General features: G+C 57.4%; 23 protein-coding genes. 7 read left to right on the top strand and 16 right to left on the bottom strand.

All coding sequences use genetic code 11. The features are described 5' to 3' along the window. Positions 1 to 24: 24 nt before the first annotated feature. The 3 genes from CDUR_RS04080 to CDUR_RS04070 all read right to left on the bottom strand — a co-directional run bounded on the left by CDUR_RS04080 (position 25) and on the right by CDUR_RS04070 (position 3,882). Positions 25 to 1,458, bottom strand: a complete 1,434-nt coding sequence (locus tag CDUR_RS04080; protein WP_179417235.1) for a hypothetical protein — start codon at positions 1,456 to 1,458, stop codon at positions 25 to 27. 168 nt (positions 1,459 to 1,626) lie between these two features. Further along, positions 1,627 to 2,781: a resuscitation-promoting factor gene (locus tag CDUR_RS04075; RefSeq protein WP_179417234.1), complete on the bottom strand. Its 1,155-nt coding sequence runs from the start codon at positions 2,779 to 2,781 to the stop codon at positions 1,627 to 1,629. A 240-nt stretch (positions 2,782 to 3,021) separates the two neighbouring features. Beyond that, complete coding sequence (locus tag CDUR_RS04070; RefSeq protein WP_179417233.1) at positions 3,022 to 3,882, bottom strand: siderophore-interacting protein; 861 nt, start codon at positions 3,880 to 3,882, stop codon at positions 3,022 to 3,024. Positions 3,883 to 3,972: 90 nt separating this feature from the next. Between CDUR_RS04070 and CDUR_RS04065 the strand changes: the two genes are divergently transcribed. Continuing rightward, on the top strand, positions 3,973 to 4,599 hold the full coding sequence (locus tag CDUR_RS04065; RefSeq protein ID WP_179417232.1) for a TetR/AcrR family transcriptional regulator: 627 nt from the start codon (positions 3,973 to 3,975) through the stop codon (positions 4,597 to 4,599). Here the strand turns inward: CDUR_RS04065 and CDUR_RS04060 are convergent, their stop codons facing one another. Continuing rightward, positions 4,600 to 5,424: a TatD family hydrolase gene (locus CDUR_RS04060; RefSeq protein WP_179417231.1), complete on the bottom strand. Its 825-nt coding sequence runs from the start codon at positions 5,422 to 5,424 to the stop codon at positions 4,600 to 4,602. 193 nt (positions 5,425 to 5,617) lie between these two features. On the opposite strand from CDUR_RS04060, the gene CDUR_RS04055 reads away from it, so the two are divergent. Both CDUR_RS04055 and CDUR_RS04050 read left to right on the top strand, forming a co-directional pair. Then, complete coding sequence (locus CDUR_RS04055; RefSeq protein ID WP_179417230.1) at positions 5,618 to 6,259, top strand: sugar transferase; 642 nt, start codon at positions 5,618 to 5,620, stop codon at positions 6,257 to 6,259. A gap of 408 nt (positions 6,260 to 6,667) precedes the next feature. Continuing rightward, positions 6,668 to 7,126 carry a hypothetical protein gene (locus CDUR_RS04050; protein ID WP_290208051.1) on the top strand — a complete coding sequence of 153 codons (459 nt, stop codon included), beginning with the start codon at positions 6,668 to 6,670 and terminating at the stop codon, positions 7,124 to 7,126. Between the two features lie 99 nt (positions 7,127 to 7,225). Here CDUR_RS04050 and metG read toward each other — a convergent pair whose 3' ends face one another. The 3 genes from metG to rsmI all read right to left on the bottom strand — a co-directional run bounded on the left by metG (position 7,226) and on the right by rsmI (position 11,905). Beyond that, positions 7,226 to 9,058: a methionine--tRNA ligase gene (gene metG, locus CDUR_RS04045; protein WP_179417228.1), complete on the bottom strand. Its 1,833-nt coding sequence runs from the start codon at positions 9,056 to 9,058 to the stop codon at positions 7,226 to 7,228. A 50-nt stretch (positions 9,059 to 9,108) separates the two neighbouring features. Next, a complete protein-coding gene (locus tag CDUR_RS04040; RefSeq protein WP_179417227.1) occupies positions 9,109 to 10,908 on the bottom strand; it encodes a BCCT family transporter in 1,800 nt (599 codons plus the stop codon). 148 nt (positions 10,909 to 11,056) lie between these two features. Beyond that, a complete protein-coding gene (gene rsmI, locus CDUR_RS04035; protein ID WP_179417226.1) occupies positions 11,057 to 11,905 on the bottom strand; it encodes a 16S rRNA (cytidine(1402)-2'-O)-methyltransferase in 849 nt (282 codons plus the stop codon). Between the two features lie 82 nt (positions 11,906 to 11,987). On the opposite strand from rsmI, the gene pmt reads away from it, so the two are divergent. Beyond that, the gene (gene pmt / locus CDUR_RS04030; RefSeq protein ID WP_179417225.1) at positions 11,988 to 13,652 is read left to right on the top strand and encodes a protein O-mannosyltransferase; all 1,665 of its coding nucleotides are present in this window, start codon (positions 11,988 to 11,990) and stop codon (positions 13,650 to 13,652) included. 19 nt (positions 13,653 to 13,671) lie between these two features. Here pmt and CDUR_RS04025 read toward each other — a convergent pair whose 3' ends face one another. The 6 genes from CDUR_RS04025 to CDUR_RS04000 form a co-directional block, all read right to left on the bottom strand. After that, positions 13,672 to 14,355: a zf-HC2 domain-containing protein gene (locus CDUR_RS04025; protein ID WP_179417224.1), complete on the bottom strand. Its 684-nt coding sequence runs from the start codon at positions 14,353 to 14,355 to the stop codon at positions 13,672 to 13,674. Then, positions 14,352 to 14,756, bottom strand: coding sequence for a DoxX family protein (locus CDUR_RS04020; RefSeq protein WP_006063161.1), 405 nt, complete (start codon positions 14,754 to 14,756; stop codon positions 14,352 to 14,354). Before CDUR_RS04020 ends, CDUR_RS04025 begins: the two co-directional genes overlap by 4 nt. A gap of 109 nt (positions 14,757 to 14,865) precedes the next feature. Next, positions 14,866 to 16,185 carry a divisome protein SepX/GlpR gene (gene sepX, locus CDUR_RS04015; RefSeq protein WP_179417223.1) on the bottom strand — a complete coding sequence of 440 codons (1,320 nt, stop codon included), beginning with the start codon at positions 16,183 to 16,185 and terminating at the stop codon, positions 14,866 to 14,868. A gap of 151 nt (positions 16,186 to 16,336) precedes the next feature. Further along, complete coding sequence (locus CDUR_RS04010) at positions 16,337 to 17,056, bottom strand: GNAT family N-acetyltransferase (RefSeq protein WP_390885468.1); 720 nt, start codon at positions 17,054 to 17,056, stop codon at positions 16,337 to 16,339. Between the two features lie 5 nt (positions 17,057 to 17,061). Beyond that, positions 17,062 to 18,393 (bottom strand): molybdotransferase-like divisome protein Glp, encoded by a 1,332-nt coding sequence (gene glp / locus CDUR_RS04005; protein ID WP_179417221.1) that lies wholly within the window; start codon positions 18,391 to 18,393, stop codon positions 17,062 to 17,064. A gap of 24 nt (positions 18,394 to 18,417) precedes the next feature. After that, positions 18,418 to 19,326 carry a UTP--glucose-1-phosphate uridylyltransferase gene (locus tag CDUR_RS04000; RefSeq protein ID WP_006063165.1) on the bottom strand — a complete coding sequence of 303 codons (909 nt, stop codon included), beginning with the start codon at positions 19,324 to 19,326 and terminating at the stop codon, positions 18,418 to 18,420. A gap of 114 nt (positions 19,327 to 19,440) precedes the next feature. On the opposite strand from CDUR_RS04000, the gene CDUR_RS03995 reads away from it, so the two are divergent. The 3 genes from CDUR_RS03995 to mscL all read left to right on the top strand — a co-directional run bounded on the left by CDUR_RS03995 (position 19,441) and on the right by mscL (position 21,499). Further along, complete coding sequence (locus CDUR_RS03995; RefSeq protein WP_179417220.1) at positions 19,441 to 20,139, top strand: 5-formyltetrahydrofolate cyclo-ligase; 699 nt, start codon at positions 19,441 to 19,443, stop codon at positions 20,137 to 20,139. Between the two features lie 12 nt (positions 20,140 to 20,151). After that, the gene (locus CDUR_RS03990; RefSeq protein WP_233452901.1) at positions 20,152 to 20,889 is read left to right on the top strand and encodes an SAF domain-containing protein; all 738 of its coding nucleotides are present in this window, start codon (positions 20,152 to 20,154) and stop codon (positions 20,887 to 20,889) included. 193 nt (positions 20,890 to 21,082) lie between these two features. Then, positions 21,083 to 21,499 carry a large conductance mechanosensitive channel protein MscL gene (mscL, locus tag CDUR_RS03985; RefSeq protein WP_179417219.1) on the top strand — a complete coding sequence of 139 codons (417 nt, stop codon included), beginning with the start codon at positions 21,083 to 21,085 and terminating at the stop codon, positions 21,497 to 21,499. 134 nt (positions 21,500 to 21,633) lie between these two features. Here the strand turns inward: mscL and CDUR_RS03980 are convergent, their stop codons facing one another. From CDUR_RS03980 to CDUR_RS03970, 3 genes are read right to left on the bottom strand one after another with little or no spacing between them, the layout of a single operon-like run. After that, a complete protein-coding gene (locus CDUR_RS03980; protein ID WP_006063169.1) occupies positions 21,634 to 21,858 on the bottom strand; it encodes a hypothetical protein in 225 nt (74 codons plus the stop codon). A 7-nt stretch (positions 21,859 to 21,865) separates the two neighbouring features. Beyond that, the gene (locus tag CDUR_RS03975) at positions 21,866 to 22,432 is read right to left on the bottom strand and encodes a MogA/MoaB family molybdenum cofactor biosynthesis protein (protein WP_006063170.1); all 567 of its coding nucleotides are present in this window, start codon (positions 22,430 to 22,432) and stop codon (positions 21,866 to 21,868) included. A gap of 26 nt (positions 22,433 to 22,458) precedes the next feature. Then, positions 22,459 to 23,943, bottom strand: coding sequence for a S1C family serine protease (locus CDUR_RS03970; RefSeq protein WP_233452900.1), 1,485 nt, complete (start codon positions 23,941 to 23,943; stop codon positions 22,459 to 22,461). Positions 23,944 to 24,130 lie beyond the last annotated feature (187 nt).

The following is a 24,130-nucleotide window of genomic DNA, read 5'->3' as shown; positions in this document are numbered from 1 at the left end:
GCCTATAAAGTTACCGCACCCAGGTTACGGCGCCACATGCAGCACTACCGGCCAGTTCGTACCACCTCCAGGTTTGGTGTGATCCCAGTGATTCGTGTTGATCCACGTCCCATCCTGCAGGTGCTGGGCCTGCGATTCCGTGAACGCGGCGGGCCATTTCACGCCATAGTTGCTGCCATTGCTGTGGTCGCCAAACTGCCACACACTGTTGCCCACCGGACGGAATTCCAGGTCGTAACTCTGCCCCGCCTCCAGCACCACATCCTGCGGAAGCGCCACGTCGTACCATGTAAACGAACCGACAACCCTGGTCAGCTTGTGGGTGGTGAAATTCGCCTCTGGCTGTTCAATCTGGCCCGATGCCAACACCCGATCCCCCTGTTTAATGCTCCATCCCAGAGCACCGCCTGTTGACGCTGCGGACGCCACCGAAAAACCACTCACCCGCTTCTGCGTACTCGGCGTAAAATGCTCGCGCACTGGCTTATTCTGGCTGGCAGCGTAGATCCTTTCCGGGTGAACACTCCCCGACTCCATGTCAAACATTCCGATGCTCTTGCCGGTGGTGAGGCCCACTTCCATGATGGGCGACAGCAACTTCTCCCCTGAGCCGTCACGCGTTAGGTCATCCCAGTGATAGTCCGCTGTGTTGTCATTGGCGGGCCGAGAGCCCATCAGGGTGGACCAATCCGTGGAGTTGAGCCAGCGCGCGGGCTTACCGTCCTCCTTGACAGTTATGGAATTATTGCTGCTAATAAAGTTATCCTGCGGCTTCGGGTCCACATTCTCCAGCACCACGTGATATAGCTGACCGCTCGTGAGCGCGTTTTTGCTCTGCTCTATCGGAATCTCCGACAACAACTCCTGTTTCGTCTGCTTCTTTCCGTCCACCAGTTTCGGTTGGTAATGCGTCACCGCCAGTGGTTCCGCTTTCAGATCGGGCCTGTGCTCGGAGGATCCATCGTCCGGCACGACTGTGATCTTAATGTTTCCGCCGGTGCCGCTGGCATATCCCGATCCGGTAGGCCAGTAAAACCTCAGAAACGAAAGTTCCCCGCTTTCTGTGGCACGGAAGCGATTGGACACGATTGTGAACTTAGATTTAGCTGCGCCGACCACTGTGTTGCTCAGCGCAGTTTGCGTGAACACTCCTGGGCCATACAGGCGCGACATTTCCTGCGAATCGAGACGATAGCCCTTCTCCGTGACGGGAACAAGGCGGTCATGGCTGGTAGGTGCTTGGCTGGCGGATGGATCAGCGGCTGCACTGGCAGGTGTGGTTGCTGATGCACTTGCCGACGTAGACGTGGTTGTTGGCCTGGTTGTTGAAGGCTCCGCACCAGCGGCGGTGGTGGAACCGACTACAATCCCGGCCATGACCAGCGCCGTCGTGGCCACCTGCAATGAAAGAACTCGCGAGCTAACAGTATTTTTGGTGCGCAAAGATCGGTACGACATAGCACGTAGCCTAACAGCTATATATGCCAGAAACTATGCTCACACTCCGAAAGGTATAACTTTTTCTACATAGGGTAGATCCCGCCACCCCTTAACGGGGAGACAGGTTCACCCCCACCACACCACAGTGCGACAGGGGTGAAATACCAACATTAACTAGCAACGTGATTAGCGCAGTCCCAACTTTGCGGTACATGCTGGCCATGCACCCCAACCCTGACCAGCTTGGACTTTACTGGCCACTGCGATTTGCTGTTCGCGGGTAGCCAGGTGCGCCTGGGGAGCGTATTGGCCACCGCCGTAGGCAAGCCATGTGGACGGGGTGAACTGCAAACCACCGGAGAAGCCGTTACCAGTGTTGATTGCCCAGTTGCCACCCGCTTCACATTGCGCAAGGGAGTCCCACACCGAGCCATTGGCTACTGAAGGCGCGCTGGACTTTGCCTTAGTACCACGCTTGATAGTGGCGGGCTTAGCCGGAGTGACTTCCTTCTCGGAGATGACGGTGTTGCTTTCCTCTTTGCCGTTGACAATACGGATGGAACGCTTAACTTCCTTGCTGCCGGGCGTCCCCGCCTCTTCAACAACCTCGTCACCCTCGAAGGCGGTTGCATCGTCCTTGTAGTTTGCGGGCACCTCGAACGGCACGGTCTCGCGGACCTGATCAGTGCGGACGCGGTCAATACGCACGTCCATGCCGGCTTTAACAGGAGAAGTGATGGAGGGAGTCACCACATCCTCTGGATTGAGGTTGATATTCCTCCGCCGAAGAAGGTCACCCACATTGGAGGCGGCCATCTGCGTGTAGGTAACGTCGCCGCCATCGTTGATGGAGACGACCTTCGGACGGGTAATGTCCAGCTTCATGCCGTCGGCAGGAATAACGGTGTCGCGCCCCTTGGACAGCAGGTCGCCTTCGTTCACCCCACCGATTTCGGAGCCGATTTCAGAGACGAGCTCGTCAACTGTCAGCGCAGTGGATTTGATGGTTTTTTCCTGACCATCCACCACGACCGCCACGGACTTCGCAGACCGAACCTTAATTGACTCGGTGCGGGTCAGGCGTTCGCTGGGGGAAGGAACAATAAGGTCATCGGGTCCAATTTTAATGCCTGCTTGTTTCAGCGCCCCCTCGACTGAATTGGACATGGTCACCAGATCCATCTGCTGACCGTTGACGTCAATGGTGACGTCTTTTTTGTTTACTACCGCGAGGCCGCCACCAACAAGAAGGGTGGCCAGCATGCTCCCTGTAGCCATACGGAGGGGCACAGAGGTGGAGCCATTGAGGCGGTCAATCTGAGACTTTTTGTGAGTAGTCACTGAGAAAGTCAACTCCATTTCAAGGCCGTGTAAACATCAATGACCATAACGATACGGTAACATTACCCCTTTGTCTAGGTGATTCGAGCTTACCACGGTTGACATGCAGTTATTTTGTTCAGAAACACTTAACAGCATGCTTAATATCGACCACATAGCAGGTCACATAAGTCTCATAAGTAACAACAAAGCTATTACGCTTAGGCCTCATACCCCCGCGAGACCCCCCGAGCATGTTAGCTATATCTCTAAATCAAAATCATCAGCCCCGTCTAGCCCCAGCCCAGATTCGACACGCCTCTTGGCGGCCCGCATCCGCGCCACATCAAGCAGAGTGTGGGAGGTGCCCTCTTTCCAATACCCAAAAATCCTCAGTGCGGACCGCTCCAGCCCAAGATCTTCTTTACAGTAGCGCCTGATAGCGCGCATCAGGTCACGCTCCCCCGCCGCCCACACGGTTGCCGACGCCGCAATACCCAACTCTGCACACGCAGCAGCAAGGTCTCCAGTCTCCCCAAGGTGAATGATGGTTGCCCGGTCCGCACAATCAGCCACATAGGCTTCCGCATCAGCCTGCGGTGCCGCAATCACCACTGTTGGCTTCTCCTTAACCTCGTGTTGATACAGCAGAATATTGCGCACGGCGGGCAGCGCCGAGGCGTCGGCAAGCATGTAGTTCACCGACGCGGGATTCAACAGCTGATGCGGGCGCGGGCCTTTGACCACGATGCGGTCGCCGTGATTCACGGACGCCAACCAACGCATCATCGGCGAGGTGGTGCCGTGCGCGACGGCGTCAATAGCCACGTCATAGTCGCCAAAGACCTCTGCAATGGTGTACACGCGTGACGATGTCGCGACGCCTTCAATAACGTCGTTATCCACGGGCACCTCCATGCGGAGGGTGGTATTGGGACGTCGCCAGGCATCGGGATTGCGGAACCCTTCAAGCCGGCCACGGATGCGAATGAATGTGGAACTCAACACCTCCAGAGCAGTGACCACCAGCTCCCCTTCCTCCAACCCGCGGGTGTGGTCGGGATGGGTAAGCACGTCGTTCATTTCCGCAAGTTCCGATTGCGTCAGTTGATGCTCGCTCACGATCTTTACCTTTCTCGCACAACCAAAGACTATTTTTGTTATACAGTCTAACAAAAATCTTTACCTGCTGTCTTGTGTCAGAATTAAGGAATGCCCAGAAAAACTCACGGCAGGCCGCCCAGCATCACCCTTGAGCAGATCGGAGAAGCAGGCCGCACTATCACATTGGATAAACTCACCATCCGCGGGCTAGCGGAATACTTGAACGTGAGCGAGATGTCCATCTATAGGCATGTCCGCAACCTGGAGACGGCACGAAACCTTGTTGCGCAGCACATCATTGCCCGTGAATCCCTCCCCGAACCCCACCACGCCGATCCCGAGGATTCTCTGACGGACATGGCCCAAGCGCTGCGCCGCTTTGTGCAGGACAATCCCGGCATCGGTACTTTCCTCACCCAACTCACCCCCGAGCACACCACCGCCTTGAGCGCGATCGAAAAAACCCAAGCCGGATACGCAACTACATACGGCTGGCTCCCCCATCAGGCCAGCATCGTCCTATCGGTGGTGGCAGAACACGCGGTTGCCCTTGCACACCTTGCTCCGCTTAGTCATCGCGACAACGCGCTGGCACACCACAGCGAACTCCCCGGCAACGTACCCACGATCACTTCTGGGGCACGCATGACGGAACAGTGGAGTCCGGACGATTTTTTCAACTGGTCCATGCGCGCTACCATCCGTGGCACCCTTGACATGCTCGGACTACGCTAATCACGCCTGCCCATACACGCGATCAAACGTGGCCGAAATTTCCTCAGCCAACTCTTCTGGGCTCAACCCACGCGCCTCTGCCACACACAGGGCGGTGTGACCGATCAGCGACGGTTCATTCCGCGACCCACGGAACGGCTCAGGAGTCATATAGGGAGCATCAGTTTCAATCAGCACCTGCCCCGTTGGGGCTAGCCGCGCCGCCTCCCGCAGTTCCTCGTTCCGTTTAAACGTGACGTTGCCTGCAAAAGACAGCACGTAACCGCGGTCCAGAGCCTCCCGAGCAACATCCAGCGGGGACGAAAAACAATGCAGTATGGTGGCGCGCGGCGCTGGGGCATCCGCCAACACACGCAACAAGTCCGCGTCTGCCTCACGATTATGGATCATCAGCGCCTTATCCGCCTCCACCGCACGGTCAATGTGCCACCGCAGAGCCTCCTCCTGCATGTCCAGAGGCGCACACGTCTCCGATTTGCCAATCCAGTACGTGTCCAGACCGGTCTCCCCGACCGCCACACACCGCGGATCCGCAATCATCTCCACCAACCGCGCCTGGGCAGCCTGATCCAATTCACCCACCCGAGTCGGATGAATCGCACACGCCGCATATACCTGGGGAAAAGCATGCGCAGCTGCCAACGCAGCCTCCGCTTCCGCAAGACCATCCCCCACCGTGCACAGCTTATCGACGCCCGCCGCACATGCACGATCAACTAACGCTGCGGCGTCATCCTTACACGACGCAAGGTGCGTGTGGGCATCAATGAGCCCAGGAATAGTGCGCGCCGGAACCGGAATCGGACGTGGCTTTTTTCTTGACATAAGTCCTCAGTGTAGCGAGGGTGTGATGTCCATCCTGTCAGGGCACAGATGCATCGCGACCCGTAACCGACAGCACCTATTGCACCTATTGCCATGCATGTGTGAAGAACACCAACAAAGCCCAAGTTGAAATAAATTGTAGAAACACACCATCACGGAATAGAATTCCCGCATAATTCAAACGCCTCTAAGGATGGTGCGCGTGACATTATCAGATCAGAAAAAATATAGTGACGCAAACGGAACTACTAAGCGAGTATTCGATATTCTTTTATCCCTTATCATGCTTATCCTGACCTCGCCAATCCTGCTTGTTACTGCTCTTGCCATCAAGCTTTACGACGGCGGACCTGCCTTCTACCTCAGCGAACGCATCGGTCGCGATGGAATCCCCTATACCCTATGGAAATTCCGAAGCATGGTTGTTGACGCCGATACTAAGGTACACGAACTTATTCGACAGCAGGGTGGCAATGCTCTGCTTTTCAAAATGAAAGATGATCCACGCCTCACCCCCATCGGACGTTTTATTCGTACATACAGTATCGATGAACTACCGCAATTTATTAATTCACTTAATGGAACAATGAGCATTGTGGGGCCACGTCCCCAGGTACAACGTGAAGTTGATGAATACGATGCGGACATGCATCTCCGGCTCACCATACGTCCAGGCATTACCGGACTATGGCAAGTCAGCGGCAGATCACACCTGTCGGCCGATGAAGCCAAGCGCCTGGACCTCTACTACGTCCACAATTGGTCAATGCTGCTCGACATGAAAACCATTGCCCGCACAGTCGGCGCCGTCGTCACACACACTGGAGCCTACTGAGCATGGTTGCTACACCTGGGATGATCTTTGTCTGCACCCTTTCCCAACTTTCCACCACCATCAAAGCCGCACACATGCTACAAGATACCCCTATCAGGGGTGGAAATTTTGCCCCAATGATCACATTAGTCACAGAGATTGACAAATAGCGCACGTTTTAGTTGTTAACTTTAGCTGAGTTTTATATTAATGTATTGTAGGTGCCAGATAGTGAGAGACGCGCAAAACGGACGCTGCTCAAACTTTCTAGGTTTGAATACCACCCCTATAGTAGGTTAGGTTTTCACCCAAGAAAGGTCTTTAACTGCGCTTTTGCAAACCAAACGGTTTGCACCCACTCAGTATCTAAAACTTAATATTTCATGATACTAACCTGTGTGGTCGAGTTTGTCGACGCGCGGCAGTCTCATGAAAAGTCCCATAGGACTACTTCTCTCCGTATTCCGTCTGAAAGGTCTCCCCATGAAGAACATCCGCAAGTCCGCCGTTGCCGCCGCAACCGCACTCGCCCTGACCCTGGGCGGCGTCGCAGCTGCTCACGCTGCAGAACAAGGCCTCCCCACGGATGTTGCCGCTCAGCAGGGCTCAAGCTCTGAAGGTGGTAAAAGTAAAGATGCGAAAGCCGTTGGCTCCAGCGACAAGTACCTAGGCGAAGACGGCAAGCCGAGCGCAGAACTTCAGAAGAAGTACGAGGCTGATAAGGCCGCCACCGGCGTTCAGATGAGCTCCGAGGAGAAAGATGCCAACCTCCCGAAGTGGGCTAAGACTCTGCGTGCTGTGACCGCCACTGGCCTGGTTGGTTCCTTCCTCGGCCTTGTGGTCTTCCCCATCATCAACTTCCTGAAGTTCCAGGGCGTGATCCGCTAAGGGCACCCCTACCACAGCTTCCCCGTTTAGTGGACTCTAGGTTAACCCTTCCTAGAGTCCACTTTTTGCATCCCCCGACCCCCAATATTCCTGGATATGCTAGGAGTTCACCGGAGCCCAGGACGGCCCGGTTTCCGCCAGTTCTGGGTCCAGTTTCGCAATGAGTGGCCGTGGTTTGCTGAGGGCGGTGCCTGGCACGACGTCGATACGCTTCCACACCGCCTGCTGGTCACGGTAGTTACCCATGATCACGGGGTAGCTGCGTCCCTTTTCGGGTAGACCCGCGCCCACCGGTTCGACCGGCTGATCATCTGTGACCTCTACAACCTCAGGCAGTGCGGCCCACACGCCGTCACGCCCCAGGGTTTCGTGAACGGCCTGCGCCGTATGCGGAAGGAAGGGGGTGAGCATGGTGTTGCAGTCGCTGACCACCTGAAGCGCTGTCCACAGCACTGTGGCTAGACGCTCGCGTTGAGTTTCATCCTTGGCCAATTTCCACGGTTCTTGCTCCGCGATGTAAGCGTTGGCTTCGCCCACTACGTGCATAATTTTAGTAATGCCCTGCTTGAACCGAGAGTGGCTGAGAGCATCGCCAGCCTCATCGAACGTGCGGGAAGCGAGGTCAAGGATGGCCTGATCAGCATCGCTAAGCTCGCCAGGGGTGGGAACCTCACCGAAGTTTTTATGCGCCATGGAGACTGTGCGGTTGACCAGGTTGCCCCAGCCATTGGCCAGCTCGTTGTTAATGCGACGGACAAACTCGTCCCAAGTAAAGTCGGTGTCGTTGTTTTCCGGTCCCGCGACAGCGATGAAGTAACGCAAGGGATCGGCACCAAATTCCTCCAGGAAGTCCTTGACGTAGATGACCACCCCCTTGGAGGAGGAGAACTTGGACCCGGACATGGTCAGATACTCAGACGAGACAACTTCGGTGGGCAACTCCAGCGAGCCGAGCTGTCCGACCGTACCCTCACGGGAACCTTCACCACGGTAGCCCAGCAGTTCAGCGGGCCAAATCTGAGAGTGGAAGGTGATGTTGTCTTTACCCATGAAGTAGTACGAGACAGCATCAGGGTTGGTCCAGAACGTGCGCCACGCCTCTGGTTCTCCGATGCGATAGGCCCATTCAATGGAGGCGGATAGGTAGCCCACAACAGCATCGAACCACACGTAGAGTTTCTTGGCATTGTTGTCCTGCCAGCCCTCAATGGGGATGGGCACACCCCAGTCAATGTCGCGGGTCATGGCTCGCGGACGAATGTCCTCAAGAAGGTTCAGCGAGAACTTCAGAACGTTGGGGCGCCAATCTTGCCGCTCTTTCAACCACGCAGACAGGGCGTCGGCCAGTGCCGGAAGATCCAACAAGAAGTGCTCGGTTTCCACAAACTGCGGTGTTTCGCCGTTGATTTTAGACACGGGGTTGATCAGGTCGGCGGGATCCAACTGGTTGCCGCAGTTGTCGCACTGATCGCCGCGCGCGCCGTCGGCACCACAAATAGGGCAGGTGCCTTCAATGTAGCGGTCCGGCAGGGTACGACCCGTGGATGGCGAGATAGCGCCCATGGTTGTTTCTTTGACCATGTAGCCGTTGTCGTGCAGACCACGGAACAATTCCTGCACCACTGCGTAGTGGTTACGGGTGGTGGTTCGAGTGAACAAATCGTAGGACAGGCCCAGCCCTGCGAGGTCGTGCACGATCTGGCGGTTGTAGCGGTCCGCCAGTTCTTGCACGGTCAAGCCTTCTTTTTCGGCCTGCACCAGCAGCGGGGTCCCATGCTCGTCCGTGCCGGACACCATCAGTACATTCGCGCCGGTCATTCGCTGGTAACGGGCGAAAACATCGGAGGGCACGCCGAACCCCGCCACATGTCCAATGTGACGGGGACCGTTGGCGTAGGGCCAGGCAACAGCAGTGAGCACAGACTTTGTCATGGGTTTCACTTTAATTTATGGCGTCACAACGCACAGGAACTAGCCAGAAACTAGTCGGTTTTGGGTGCGCGGAAGCGGATGGGACGTCGATTGACGCGCGCCGCCTTGCGGGCGCGACGGCGCTGTTCAGCTTGCAGTTCAGCCCGCATTTCGGAGTGGACACGACGTTCGCGTGCCAGCCTCATAGCGAACTTTTGCTGTTCCTTGTGGTCGAGGTAGAGCGGATCGTCACTGAGTCCTCGGTAGAGGGACACCATCAGCCCGATGATCACCACCAGGAATGGGCTGGCCGCAATGATGGTCACGTTTTGGAGGTTAGACAGGGCGTCGTTACCGCCGGAGACCAGCAGGGTCAATCCGATGGCTGCGGTAAGCACACCCCAAGCTGCAGTGACCCACTTGTTAGCAACGAGCACGCCTTGCTGGCTCATGGACCCCATCACAGTGGCTGCGGAGTCTGCGGAGGTGATAAAGAACGTGGCCAGCAGGATCATGGCAACAATGGCTGCAATGGTGCCGCCAGGTAGGGAATACAGTAGGTCGAAGAGCTGGCGTTTCGCATCGCCCTCACCCCACACTGAGCGGTTTTCCTGCTCGAAGTGGATGGCAGTGCCGCCGAAGATACTAAACCACACCACGGTGACTGCTGCGGGGATGATCATCACGCCAACAACAAATTCGCGGATGGAGCGGCCACGGGAAATGCGGGCAACGAACATGCCAACGAAGGGACTCCAGGAAATCCACCATGCCCAGTAGAAGATGGTCCAGCTGCTCAACCATGTTGCGGTATCACCGCTATCCAGATCGGCCGTACGGGATGCCATTTCAAAGAATGAGTTGAAGTAGCTGCCCACGGACATGGGGAGCATGTTCAAAATACTCACCGTTGGGCCAAAGACAAACACGAAGATCGCCAGGATTGCCGCCAGCACCATGTTGGCGTTAGAGATGTACTGGATTCCTTTGCCCACGCCGGACATGGCGGAGAAAATGAACGCCAAGGTCAACACGAGCACGATGCCCACCAGCACTTTCATACTGGGCGAGGTGATCAGACCGGTACGGTCCAGGCCAGCACCAATCTGCAGCGCACCAATGCCTAGCGACGCCGCGGTGCCGAACACTGTGGCCACGATAGCCAGCAGATCAATGAGGCGTCCCAGCCAGCCTTCTGCCCGACGTTCACCAATCAGTGGAATAAACGCAGAGCTCAAAAGCTGTTTTTTACCAATACGGAAGGTATTGTACGCGATGGCCAGGCCAACGATGGCGTAAATGGCCCAGGGGTGCAGCGTCCAGTGGAACAGGGTGCTGGCAAACGCATTTCCGATGTCATGCGTTTCGTGCCCAGGCACACCGTTGCGGTAGAAGGTCAGGGGTTCGGTGGTTCCGTAGAACATCAAACCGATGCCCATGCCTGCAGCAAACATCATGGCGAACCAGGAAAAGTTAGAAAACTCAGGCGCTTCATCATCTCGCCCAAGCCGGATGTTGCCGAACTTACTGCAGGCAATCGCGATAATGTAGAACACAAAGATCGTGCCAAAGAACACGAAGGCCCACCCCAGGTTATCTACCACCTTGGTCAGTGCGGTGGCCGCGAAAGCGGAAAACGACCCTGGGAAGAACAAGCCCCACACCACCACTGCGACGATGATGAGTGCCGCTGGCGCGATAACCCCCCAGTTCAACGTTGCTGAGTCTGACTCCCCCTCCAGCTCAATTGGCTCTTCGACCAGTTCCGGCGCAATGTGCTGCTTGTGATCCAGCATTGCTGCGAGTTCTTCAGTCGCACTGATGGGAGTCTCCACCACTGGGTCAACATATGTAGGATCGGGGTTTGTCATATCTTAACGATGGTTAGTTTGTTACATACTTTTCAAGCCCAACATGCTTTTCACAGGCCATTTTCACTACATGTTACCAATTTGTGATGTCACTTATTCCCAGCCCAGAATAGGTTTTGTGGGCAAAATGTAACAATTTCGTTAAGATTTAGGAGCGGTGAGCCAAAACCGCATCATATAACTCTTTCTTAGACACTCCGTGCCGAGCCGCCACCTCCGCACAGGCTGTTTTCAGTCGCTCCCCCGCCGCCACAAGATCTTCCACGGCAGGAACCAACAGGTTCACATCTGCACCCGCCTGTGTCGTGCCTTCAATCACCACGCTCACCTCACCGCGAATACCATCGCGCGCCCAGTCGGCAAGCTCCCCCAACCCACCGCGACGTACTTCTTCAAACGTTTTTGTCAATTCCCGACACACCGCAGCGCGACGATCCTCCCCCAGCACCTCGGCCGCCTCGGACAGCGTGTCCGAAATGCGGTGTGGTGACTCAAAAAAGCACACAGCACGTTTCTCGCCACGAAGCTCCTCCAACCACGCCCGGCGCGCCCCCGACTTGCGTGGGGCAAAGCCGTCAAAGCAAAATCTGCCCACCGGCAACCCCGAGAGAGCAAGGGCCGTAGGAACTGCGGAGGGGCCGGGGAAGCATGTGACCGGAAGGCCAGCGGTGTGCGCGGCGTCGATAAGCGCAAACCCTGGGTCGGATACGCTGGGCATGCCGGCATCGGTAACCACCACAACCGTTCCTGTCCGCGCGGCATCAAGCAGCTGTGTGACGCGATCTTGTTCGTTGTGGTCAAAATTGGACACCACTCGGCCAGTAATCTCCACACCCAAAGCTGCGGCCAACGAACGGGTACGGCGAGTATCTTCCGCCGCGATCACGTCCGCCTGTGCGAGCGCCTGAGCGAGTCGGGGCGACGCATCCCCCACATTTCCCAATGGAGTAGCCGCAATGATAATGCCGCGGGGCAGCGGCTCAACCGGGATATTCATAGTCATAGTCTCGCATACCTGCCCCATAGTTACCCAGTATTTACCCAGGTAACACTACCCCGATTCGCACACTCCCACTAAGATGGGTGCAGTGACCGAACCCCCACAGCAGCGTACGCTCCAGCTAACGCACGACGCCACGCACCAAGCCGCGCAGCACAGCCCCGATAACGGGGCCATTGATCCAGTGATTGCGGCGCGTGAACCGCACATCCTGCGATGGACCCGCACAGACACGTGGGTGTTCAGCATTATTGCCATTGCGACGCTGGTGTCACGGTTTGTCTTGATTACTTTTGCCACCAGCGGCGGAACCCCCGTGTTCGACGAAAAACATTATGTTCCGCAAGCGTGGGACATGGTGCGTTCCACCACCAACCCCATGATCGGCGGCATCGAATCCAACCCTGGGTTTGGCTTGGTTGTGCACCCACCGCTGGGAAAACAGCTCCTCGCACTGGGCGAATTCGTGTTTGGTTACTCGCCGCTGGGCTGGCGGATCATCACTGCACTGTTCGGCACAGCTACCGTGCTAAGCATCATGGGACTCGCGCGCCGCATCAGCCACTCCACCGCCGTTGCGGCTTTCGCCGGTACTCTCGCGCTTTTCGACGGCGTGCTGCTCACCGCCTCACGCTTCGGCATGCTCGACATTTTCCAGGCGTTTTTCATCGTTGCGGCGGCCTACGCGCTTGCCCGCGACCATGAACAGATGAATCTGCGCCTACACCGCGCCTACGTGAGCGGCCTGTGCAGCGTAGGCGAGCTTGGACCACGGTTTGGTTTCCGCTGGTGGCGGTTTATCTGCGGGATTATGCTCGGGTCGTCCCTGTCGGTGAAATGGTCCGGCCTGTACTACATTGTCTTCTTTGGTCTGCTCAGCGTCGGGTTGGACATGTGGTTACGCCACCGCTACCGCATTCGCCGCCCCATACTGGGCAGCCTTGCATATGACGCATTTCCGGCTTTTGCGTCCCTAGTCATCGTGCCTGTGTTGCTGTATGTCTGGAGTTGGCGGGCATGGTTTGCCCACGAGACCAGCATCTACCGGCACAGCGCTAGCAACGGCGACATTGACCCCAATTCGCCCCTCATGCTGCTTCCCGATGCCCTGGCAGGGTGGTTGCACTACCACCAGACCGTGCTGGAGTTTCACTCCTCCCTTACCTCCTCGAACGGACACAGCCATCCCTGGGATTCCAAACCCTGGTCGTGGCTAGTAGCAGCCCGTCCCGTGCTCTACTATTCCAGTTCCAATGAGCACTGTTTTCTCAGCGACGGCCCCTGCCGCAGCATGATTTACCTCTTTGGTACCCCAGCGATCTGGTGGCTGACAGTCCCCGTGGTCTTGTGGGCGCTCTGGTGCCTGGTGGTGCGTCGCGCTATGTACGTCCTCATCCCACTCGTCGCCTGGGCGGCTGGGTTCCTGCCATGGCTTGCCACTTTCGACCGGCAAATGTACTTCTTCTACGCTGTGCCGCTGGTGCCTTTCACCATCGTCCTCATCGCCCTCACGCTGGGGCAACTGGGCAGCACCGGACAACCCCTCAACCAGCTGCGCGCCAACCGAGTCACGGAACTGGCGCAACGATTGTTCGGTGCCACAACCCGCACCGGCGCGCTGTGGGTGATCGCCTACCTGGCGCTGGTGGCCACCATGTTCCTCTACTTCTCCCCTGTGCTCTACGGCATGGAGATCCCTGACAGCACCTACTTTGAACTCATGTGGCTACGCAGCTGGCGCTAAACGCGCTAGCACGGCTGGACTAGTAAGGCTGGGCCGTAATCGACCGCCACACTCGACCAAACTCGCCAAAGCCGCTGCTATTCAGCCACGCCCACAGCAACGCGGCTGCGGAGGCCACCAACAATGCCAACCCCGCCAGTCCCTGTGCCGTCATCTGACCCAACACCAGGTCACGGGTGGCAAAACCACAGCTAAACGCCGCAAAAGCGCCGTAGACAGGCATGAGCGCCGCAGAAATCTGGGGGCGCCAGGCCGCGAAAAACAACCCGCAGGCAAGCGCCAGGCGGATGGCCGCGGCGTCGACAAGCAGCCCCGAGGCTGCCGATGTGTCCACATCGGACAACTCCACCCCCGGCCCCACGGTGGACAGCGCCACCAGGCGATACGCCCACACCACCAAACCCAGTCCCACGAGGATCAACATCACGCGTGACAGCGCGAGCCCCAGGACGCGGGACGCGGCGCGACGGCGACGCACAGGCTCTACACCAGCAAGAATCATCTCCGATAGGTCTGGAACCGCGTCCCCAACGGGTACCTCAGTCAGGCGCAGCTGCCGGTTCAGCCGAGCAGCCTGTTCAAAAAACGCTTGACACTCCACGCAGCCGGAAAGGTGCGCGTCCACCACGTCGTCGGGAACCCCCGTGTCCTCGCCATCAAGGCGCGCCGACAGCGCAGCCTGCACCCGAGCGCAGTCAATCATCGGGATAAGACACCGTCAATACTTGCTCGCCCCGAACCAAAAACAACAATCATCAATAGCGACACAATCAGCACCAACACGTATTCAAAACCACCATCGGCGATAAACAATCCCGAATTGAGATGCACAAAATACAGCGCCGCCAGCATCAACAACGCCAACGCACCAGCAGCCAGCGTGGTGAGCAGCCCTACTACCAGCAGCGCCCCACCCAGCAACTCTCCCCCACCCACAATGTAGGCTGACAGCTTCGCCTGTGGAATCCCCGCGGCACTGAGCTTCCCAGCTGTTTCAACCGGACCGTCCATAAACAGTTTTTGCCACCCATGGGCCACAAAAATGAGACCCAAGGTGGCACGGAAAATGAGCAGTGCGGCATCCCTAACAACTGGTTTATCCATAGCCGATAGACTACCCGTCAGGCAGTGGGCACGGAAACCTTCCACGCCCACCTGGGGACGACTGTCAGGGGTGTCACGTCACCGAATCGACGCACCGAACCAGACCTGCCTAGCCGACGCGGCGGGTATCCACATACTCGTCCTCCCACACCTCAGGCTCCTCGTGTCCAAAGTTGCTGTGGAAGGTATCAAGATTGACAAAGTCGGGGCTTTCATCATCCAACTCAATGACGATCGCGCCGGGCCGACGTAGCCGCTCCGGGATACCCAATTTCTCATCGACTGCATTGCGCACACCAAGCCGAGCGCGCCGCATATGACGGATACGCTGGGTACGCAGTGCGCTTTCCGCACGCACATGCCTGCGCAGCGCGTACAGATACAGCACGGTCAGCGTCGCCGAGATCACCAAACTGGTCCAGAACCAACCGCCGAACACAAAGCCAACCACCACGCTGATCAGCACCACGCCGACGAGCGTGGCCAAGGTACGCTGGCGACGTTGGTAACGGCTCATGGCCACAGCGGCATCAACCTCGGGGTCGTAACCGCCACGCCCGCGACGACGCGCAGCAAAGGCAAGATCCTCATCAGTGAGGTCCTCATCCGCAGCAATTTCCTCACTCAGCTCGGCCGCAAGAGTGGAATCATCATCAAAGGCATCATCGGCAAATTCGTAATCCGCGTCGGGGTCCAGGAAATCAGCCGGAGACATGTAGGCATCGTCGTAGTAGTACGGTTCGCTTTCATCGGCCAGCTCGAAGGCATCAATCTCGTCGTACGCATCGGCCACAACAGCGAACGTGTCGGTTGAAGGCGGGCTATCAATGTCTTCAATGAACAACGACTCGGCGTTCGGATCGTAGACCACCTCCAGCGCCTCATCGCTGCGCACCGCATCCACATCACCATACGGAAGCTCAGCATCGACGTCCGCGTCCTCTACCGCCTCATGCTCGCTCACCTCATGCAGTTCCACCGCTGCCGCAGGATTCGGCTCAGTGTAAGCAACCACAGCATCCTCTGTGTGAGCATCCTCTGCGCGGCGATTCGCATTCACAGTTTCCTGTGCTGCGGCCAGCACCTCAGTGAGCTTTTCGCTGACGAACAGCGGTTGCGGGTCGTCGATAAGCCCATCGGCAACCGGCAGGCCCTCCAGCTCAACAGTGTCATCGCTTCGATCCGCATCCTCGGCGCGGTCTTGCGCGGAAACGCTGGCATCAGCATCGTCGGTCGCGCGAACATCCTCAGCACTGAAGCGGGGGCGCTTACGTGGCGGCGTGGGAGTGTCTCCACCAGCAACAACCACGCGGGTTTCCTCAAAGGCATCATTAGTGCGACGAATCGGGCGGTAGCCCCGCAGAACTAAGGGAGCGAGGACAAAAAGCCACACGACAACAATGAGGCCAATAATGAGAGCTCCAGACACGAGGCCACTTCACCTTTCGCGATCAACCATTCTTCACAACAGTCACAAAAATAACACGTTCTTCACGTACGTTAGTGGTGCGCCAACGCCATGCGGGGAGGCACGCCGCAAAATCAGACAGCTTAAGTAAATTTTGAAACTACCAAAAGTGCTACACGACCTGGCCTTTATGCCGCAGACGTTCTATACAACTGAGGGAGTAATCATCATCACATAAAGCAACAAGGTAATGGTCCTGCCAGCGGCCATCAATGTGCAAGTTTCGGTGCAGGTAGCCCTCCTGACGAAAACCGTTTTTCTCCAGTACACGTCCCGACGCAGTGTTCGACGGTAGGTACGTTGCCACCACGCGGTGCACGCCCACGCGCTGCAACGCATGATCCACACCCAACGCCACCGCCGCCGTGGCCACACCCTGGCCGGACAATGCACTATGCACCCAGTAGCCCACCCAACAATCCGAACCCACGCCGTGCTGAATCGCTCCCAACGTCAATTGCCCCGCAAAACGCCCATTCACCTCAATGGCCAGCGGCACCACGGTCCCCGCATCAGCGGCGCTGCGTAGCTGCAACAGTTGCTGCCACCACTGCCGCTTGGAATGTGCGTCCTCCCAATCCCCCATCACGGTTGGTTCCACCGGCTGAAGAATATGCTGGTCCGCAATACGCATATCCTGCCAATCTTGAAAATCCCCACGAACCAGCGGACGCAAACGCAGCACCATATCCCCCGCGCCGTCGGAACGATTCACAGTCACCGACTGCGTGGATTCGGGCCACCCTGGATGGATAGCATGCCGGGGCATCATCGGCGGCGGGGCACCATTACCCCTCCGACCTCTCCGGCCAAAACCAAAAAGATCAAGCATAAGCACTAGGCGGTTTGGGACAGGAAGATAACTTCAACAACATCGCCTGGGCGGATATGCGTCACGTCCTCGGGGATACGAATCATCGCGTTCGCATCCCCCAAACCCGCCAGCAGATGCGCAGGCGCGCCACTCGCACCGCCAAGCCCCTCTACCAGGTAATCCTGGGTTTCCGCATCCCGCATCAAGCGCGCGCGAATATACCCGCGACGACCTGGGCGAGATTCCAACGGATTCAGCGCGCGTGCACGAACGACGCGCCGCGCGGCATGCCGTTTCCCCAGCGCCAATCGAATGACCGGACGGATGAAAATCTCAAAAATAACCAGCGACGAGACGGGGTTACTGGGCAGCAAAAACACCGGGATACGTTCGTCGCCCAGCAATCCGAACCCTTGCACAGAGCCTGGATGCATGGCCACACGGGTGGTATCAATCTCACCCAAGTCGGCCAGCACCTTACGAATATTCTCGTTACCCGAACCGCCGACCGCACCAGAGACCACGATGATCTCACTGCGCAGCATCTGCCCCTCAATGATTTCCCGGATACGACGGGGTTCACCAGCGGCAATGCCGACGCGATGCACATCTGCGCCGGCTTCCCTACCGGCAGCCGCCAGGGCATAGGAATTCACGTCAAACACTTGCCCCAGGCCCGGTTCGCGGTCGATATCGACCAACTCAGACCCCACAGACAGCACCGACATACGCGGTCGTGGATACACCAGCACTTTCGACCGGCCAACGGCGGCCAACAAACCAATGTGCGCCGGTCCCAGCACCGAACCGGGGGTCACGGCGACATCGCCAGGCTGAATATCATCCCCGGCGCGGCGGACAAACGCGCCGCTGCGAACCGGTCGGGTCGGCATGACTCGCTTTTGCCCACGGTCGCTCCACTCCAGGGGAAGCACGGCGTCGGCAAGCGTGGGAAGTGGTGCGCCTGTGTGAACGCGGACGGCCTGTTTCGGCTGCAAACGGAGAGGTTGTTGAGAACCCGCTGGAACCTCCCCAACCACGGGCAGGGACTTTTGTGGAGCGGCGGCGTGCTGCCTGCTACTCCGTTCCTGAGTGTCCCCGTTGTTGCGCGCGGCATCACCATCGCCTTCTCCACGACGGCGCTGTTGGTGATGTAGGCTCCGCTCGCCACCAACATCAACGGCGCGCACTGCATAACCATCAATGGCGGCCTGTGCGAAACCGGGGAGGGCCTTGGCAGCTTGCACCTCTTCAGCGCACATGAGGCCCATCGCGTCCGCAATAGCGATCCGTACTGGTTCAGGTGACACGGCCGCCTGCGTCACCAAAGCTAGCTGTTGATCCACGGACCGCATACGCGAGGTTCCTTCCCGAAGTGCTTAATCCTGATTAGCTAGCAATCTTTCCATATAACGCCGCAAACCCGGGCCATACGTTGGGTCCTGCAAGCCAAAATCCAAACAAGCACGAATATACCCACCCGGGTTGCCTAAATCATGTCGCTTACCTTCGTGCACCACAATATGCACGGGGTGACCTTCTTCAATGAGTAGCTCAATAGCATCAGTGAGCTGCAACTCTCCACCCTTACCAGGGGTGATACGACGGAGGGCGTCGAAAATTGCGCGATCAAGCAAGTAGCGACCCGTCGCCACAAACGTTGACGGAGCATCCTCCACATCTGGTTTTTCCACCATGCCCCGAACACGTTTGACGTTCGGCTGATCAGATTCCTCAATGTCGAAGACGCCGTAATTGCTCACCTCGTCGCGGGACACATTAAAGGCACACAGCACGGAACCGCCCAGCTCAGAGCGAACTTGTGCCATTTTCTCCATAACGCCCATGGGCAACACAATATCGTCGGGCAGCATCACGGCCACCACATCTTCGTCATCGTCCAGCACCTGCTCCGCAAGGCCCACCGCGTGCCCCAAACCAAGCGGCAGCTCCTGCAAAACTGAGACGGCTTGGATCAATTCTGCTGCGCGTTGAACCTTAGCGAGCTGCTCCTCTTTACCCCGCTCAGCCAGGGTGCTTTCAAGGCGCTCATTATGTTCAAAATGCGCCAATACGCCTTCTTTATTCGGCGCGGTAATAACGGCCAAGCGAGAGGCCCCCAAGCGAGAGGCTTCCTGAGCGATGAGTTCGATGCCGGGGGTATCCACAACTGGAAGTAGTTCCTTGGGAACCGTTTTTGTTGCAGGTAAGAAACGGGTTCCCAAGCCGGCCGCTGGAACCACCACGGTCTTCACCGCAAATTTGTACTCACTGATAGGGTCGGTCATACAGTTAGACTACCTTGCTGCAGCGTTACCCATGCCCCTAACGCCATTCAATCACAGCTTATTTTTACGAAAATTTTATATATTTCAGATTTGATACTCACCGAAAAACGCGCAATGCCCCATACTCCCCACAGCACCGATAAAAAAGCACAACTACGGCACTACCTGCTCAATCAGCGCGCCAACCACCCCCACCGACTGCGTGACGACGCCGCGATCATCGCCCATCTGCGCACCCTCCTGGCCACACTACACAGCGACAGTGAACGCTTTCTAGGCACTAACAAAGTTTCCCAAATCACACCCAAAATCACCTCCGATACTTCCCCCTGTGAAACATCCGATAGGACGGCGGACAGTTCCCGCGTTGCCGCCTACGTTCCACACGGCAGCGAACCCGGCGGCGACACACTTCTTACCACTCTCATGGATTACACCTCCGAGCTCTATCTCCCATGCGTAGGCCCAGCCGGTCAGATGACCTGGGCACGGCATGATGGCACCCTGCCACTCCGCACCGGTCGTTACGGAATACCTGAACCCAGCAGCCACCCTGATCCAACTTTCACATTGGAAGACTGCACCCTCATCGTTGCCCCGGCTGTTGCTTGTTCACCCACCGGGCAACGCCTAGGCAAAGGCGGCGGATACTACGACCGCGCACTCGCACCACTGTATGCAGCCTCACACCGCCCGGTCGTGTCCACACTGCTCTATAACAATGAAGTTCGTGACGACGTTCCGACAGAACCGCACGATATGCCGGTTGACGTGATCATATGCCCGCAGGGAATCATCTGGACAAACCATTAGGGGAACCTGCCGATGGACTTCACAGTCCAAGAAGGCATGAAGATCACCACGGCCCTCCATGCACCCGGCTGGCACCGAACCCGCCTCATTCGACGAGCCATTGCCATCCTTCTCGTCCTGATGGCAGCAGCTCTAGCCCTCCACAGCGCGCTCAAGAAAGATCCGCAAGTTGTTGTTGCGGTACGCACCATTGACGCCGGCAGCACCGTCACGGCAGAGGATGTTGCGTTACGGCGCGTGCCACAGAACCTCCTCCCCGAAGGGACTTTTGACTCCACCGATGATGTGGTGGGGCACGTAGCTGTCGCAGCCATTAGCCCCAACGAAATCCCGTCACATCTCCGATTCGTCGGCTCCGAACTCGCTAGCTATCTTGTGAATCTGGACACACTTGTAACCAATCCGGAGACTGACTCGGCACAGGAAAATCTCGGCCCGCCAACTTTGGTACCCATTAAACTGGCCGATCCAACACTCGCTCACTTACTCAACCACGGCGACACCGTGACCGTGGTAACTCACGACGATAACGCGCCCGAACCGATCACGATTGCCGCTGGTGGACGTGTAGTTTTGAGCACACTTCAACAAAAAAGTGGCGGATTTGCTGCAAGCTCGTCACGCGAACCCGGAACCATACTCATCGCACTACCCGAAACTCCGGCAAAACGCGTTGCCGCCGCATCATTAACCTCGCCATTGGCAGTTGTGCTAACAGGTGAGCGGGCAAAGGCGAACGGAATGGAATAACTTTTTGTTCCAATTTTGGCTAAAGTGTGCTGTGATCAAAACGGGCCTACGTTTGTCCATGCGGAGAAATAGGTCACTGTTTCGACCAATCCCAACTAGAACACACCGACATGAAATTCATTGGGAATCACCCAGTATTTTCCTGCCGGGGTATTTGTACGCCATTGGGAATGCATAACACTAAGGAGTATTCATGCTTAAGGGCTTTAAAGATTTCATCCTGCGCGGCAACGTGATCGACCTGGCTGTCGCCGTCGTCATCGGTGCTGCGTTCACCGCTATCGTCACCTCATTTGCGGACAACCTGATCAACCCGCTGATCGCTTCGATCGGCGGCGCAAACGCCGACGGCCTCGGCTTCTACCTCCGAGCAGGTAAAGAGGCTACCTTCATCGACTTCGGCAAGATCATCACCGCTGCCCTGAACTTCCTGATCACCGCAGGTGTTGTGTACTTCATCTTCGTGCTTCCCATGAACAAGTTCAAGGAATTCTCCGCAGCTCGTGCTGGTACTACTGACGAGGACGAAGATAGCGTCATCCTCTCCAGCGAAGCAGAACTGCTTGTTGAAATTCGCGACCTGCTGAAAGCCCAACGTTCCCAGCGTTAAAACGTGTAGGACGAGGCTCTTCTCGCCTGTTCACACACAAAACGCCACAGCGTAATAAAAAGAAATTAACTCGATTCTTAGAGCCTTTTAATTTTAGGCGTCAAGAATCGAGTTAATTTTTATATGCACAGCTCTCAACCCCAGTGCGGTGGCTTCTCAGATATCCAAAACTCTTCGTTCAACTCCACGCTATCTGCATCCCGCTCGCGCCGCTCATCTGGTGAACGCTCCCCCAACGAAAACAGATCTTCGGCACCAGCTTGATCCCACGAGCGGTCAACAAATGGTGCCGTAGAGGGGCGCTCTACCCTGCGGCGAGCACGACGGCCAGGAACACCGCCGCTACGCGCCGAACTCATGCGTTACTCATTTATCAACAGACCAGTCCTGCAGCTGGTCAATAACATGGTGGACCAGTGGCCCCAGCGTGGCCATGCCGTCGCGAATCGCGGCACGCGAGGGGGCCAGGTTCACCAGCACAGTTGACCCCGAGACCCCAGCGACGCCGCGTGACGTGCACGCATCAATCGCGCCACACGCCAGCGCAGACGCACGCAACGCCTGAGAAATGCCAGGAAGGATCTTATCCAATACGGCACGCGTGGCATCTGGGGTTTTGTCGCGCGGACCAACGCCTGTCCCGCCGACGGTGATCACAAGGTCCGCGCCCCCGATGACGGCGGTTTCAATGGCCTGGCAAATCAGCGAACGTTTCGACTGCACACGCACCACTGCGTCCACCGCAAAACCATCTTCTTGCAGCAACTCCGTGACCAAGCGATCTGTGTCCTCCCCACTGCTCAGCGCATGGTCTGCCACCAGAACGACCAACGCTCGGCGCTGAGCGGGGCGGTCGCCTAGTTCCTCGACAGCTCGAAGATCTTCGGCGTTTGGCTCCTCAAGGAACTCAAGGTCGTTCTCAAGGCGGGACATTGGTGTCAGTCCTTTCTACAGACGAATTACTTCTTTTCAGTGAGAGTGACCTTCACGTCACGCACATCGCCTGAATCGGGTCGGGTTACCTTAAGTGTGACAGTTTCTCCGAAATCTCGGGCGCGAATCGCGGTAATTAGTGCATCCGCGCTGTCAATCACACGATCATTCACCCCGACGATCAGATCACCCTGGGTGATGCCTGCCTTTTGCGCTGGCCCGTCTGGTTCCACATCACCCACGAGCGCACCGCGCTCACGACTGTTATTGGAAAGCCGAATACCGATCATCGGCTGCGTCACTTTACCCTCATCCATCAGCTGCTGCGCGATGCGGCGCGCTTGGTTGACAGGGATGGCAAAGCCCAGACCGATGGAACCGGACTGCCCAGAGTCACCCGAGTTGGTGGCGATCACCGAGTTCATGCCAATGAGCCGCCCCTGCATGTCCACCAGCGGCCCACCGGAGTTGCCGGGGTTGATGGCGGCATCAGTTTGCACGGCGTCGATAAGCGACGATTCACCGCCCTCGCCCCCAGAGGCGCGCACAGGACGGTTGAGGGCGGAAATGATACCGCTGGTCACAGTGGCACTCAACCCCAGCGGCGAGCCAATGGCTACCACCTGCTGGCCCACCTGCAATTCATCGGAGTTGCCGAAACTCATAACGGGCAGGTTCGATGCATTCCGCAGCTTAATAACCGCAATGTCGGTGGAACCGTCACCAGCAACAAAATCGGCCTTGTATTCTTTGCCGTCGTTCAGTAGCACCGTAATCTCGCCGCCCTGTTGGGCGCTGCTGACCACGTGGTTATTGGTCAAAATGTTGCCATCGTCGGAAATAATCGAGCCGGACCCCTCCTCCACGGAATAACCGTTGGAAACGCGAATAGACACCACAGCCGGCAGTACGTTCTCCGCGACCTGCTCAACTGAGCCTTCCTTGTCGGTGGCCGTGCGGTGCACCGCCGGTTCACTCAGCGCATTCACCACCGAGCCGCTGCTGTTCTTCCACGGTTGCCCCACCGCAACGCCAGTAATCGCGCCCGCGCCAAGCGCACCTACCAGCATCAACGCCAGCGCCGTGCCTAAACTCACTGTCCGCTTCTCCTTCGGGGCCTCCGCCACGGCCGTCCCCTGCGGACCGCTTATCGACGCCGCACCTGCCGCAGCCCCCACACCAGCTCCGGCAGCGGTGGCTTCAGGGGCCGTGGGACCAGCAGCAGAACCAGCAGCGGTGGGGCCAGGCGCGGTAGGCCCAGCAGTGGAAGCGGCACTGGTCTGCGCTCCCATACCAGGCATTTCCGAGGTTTGATGATTCACAGGCTGCTGCGCCTGGTCAAAACCCTGGTTGGGTGCCTGAGAATAACCCGCAGGTGGCTGCTGCGGTCCGGGCGTCGGCCCCTGGACCGGGGGCTGTGCATACTGGTTATCATGCGGGGGTTGTTGCGGATCGAGGCGTCGATAGGGGTCGGAAATGTGTTCAAATTTACGATCGTCGTTGTTATTCATACCTACATTGTTACCTTGTTCGCTGTGTCTTAGCTGTGAGGCCACTGCCAGCTTATTGTGAAAGACTGGCAGTTCCCTGGCAATACAACCGCCAGTTGATTCCCTGAACAGGCGGTTTCTTGGGCGGAGGTGGCATGCTTTCCGACACATGCTGCCCAGGTTTCCTTCACGTCAGCTGTGAAGGAAA

It is taken from the genome of Corynebacterium durum, from assembly GCF_030408675.1.
GTDB lineage: Bacteria > Actinomycetota > Actinomycetes > Mycobacteriales > Mycobacteriaceae > Corynebacterium > Corynebacterium durum.
The sequence above is the reverse complement of the archived record's forward strand: the minus strand, read 5'-3'. Positions and strand labels throughout refer to the sequence as shown.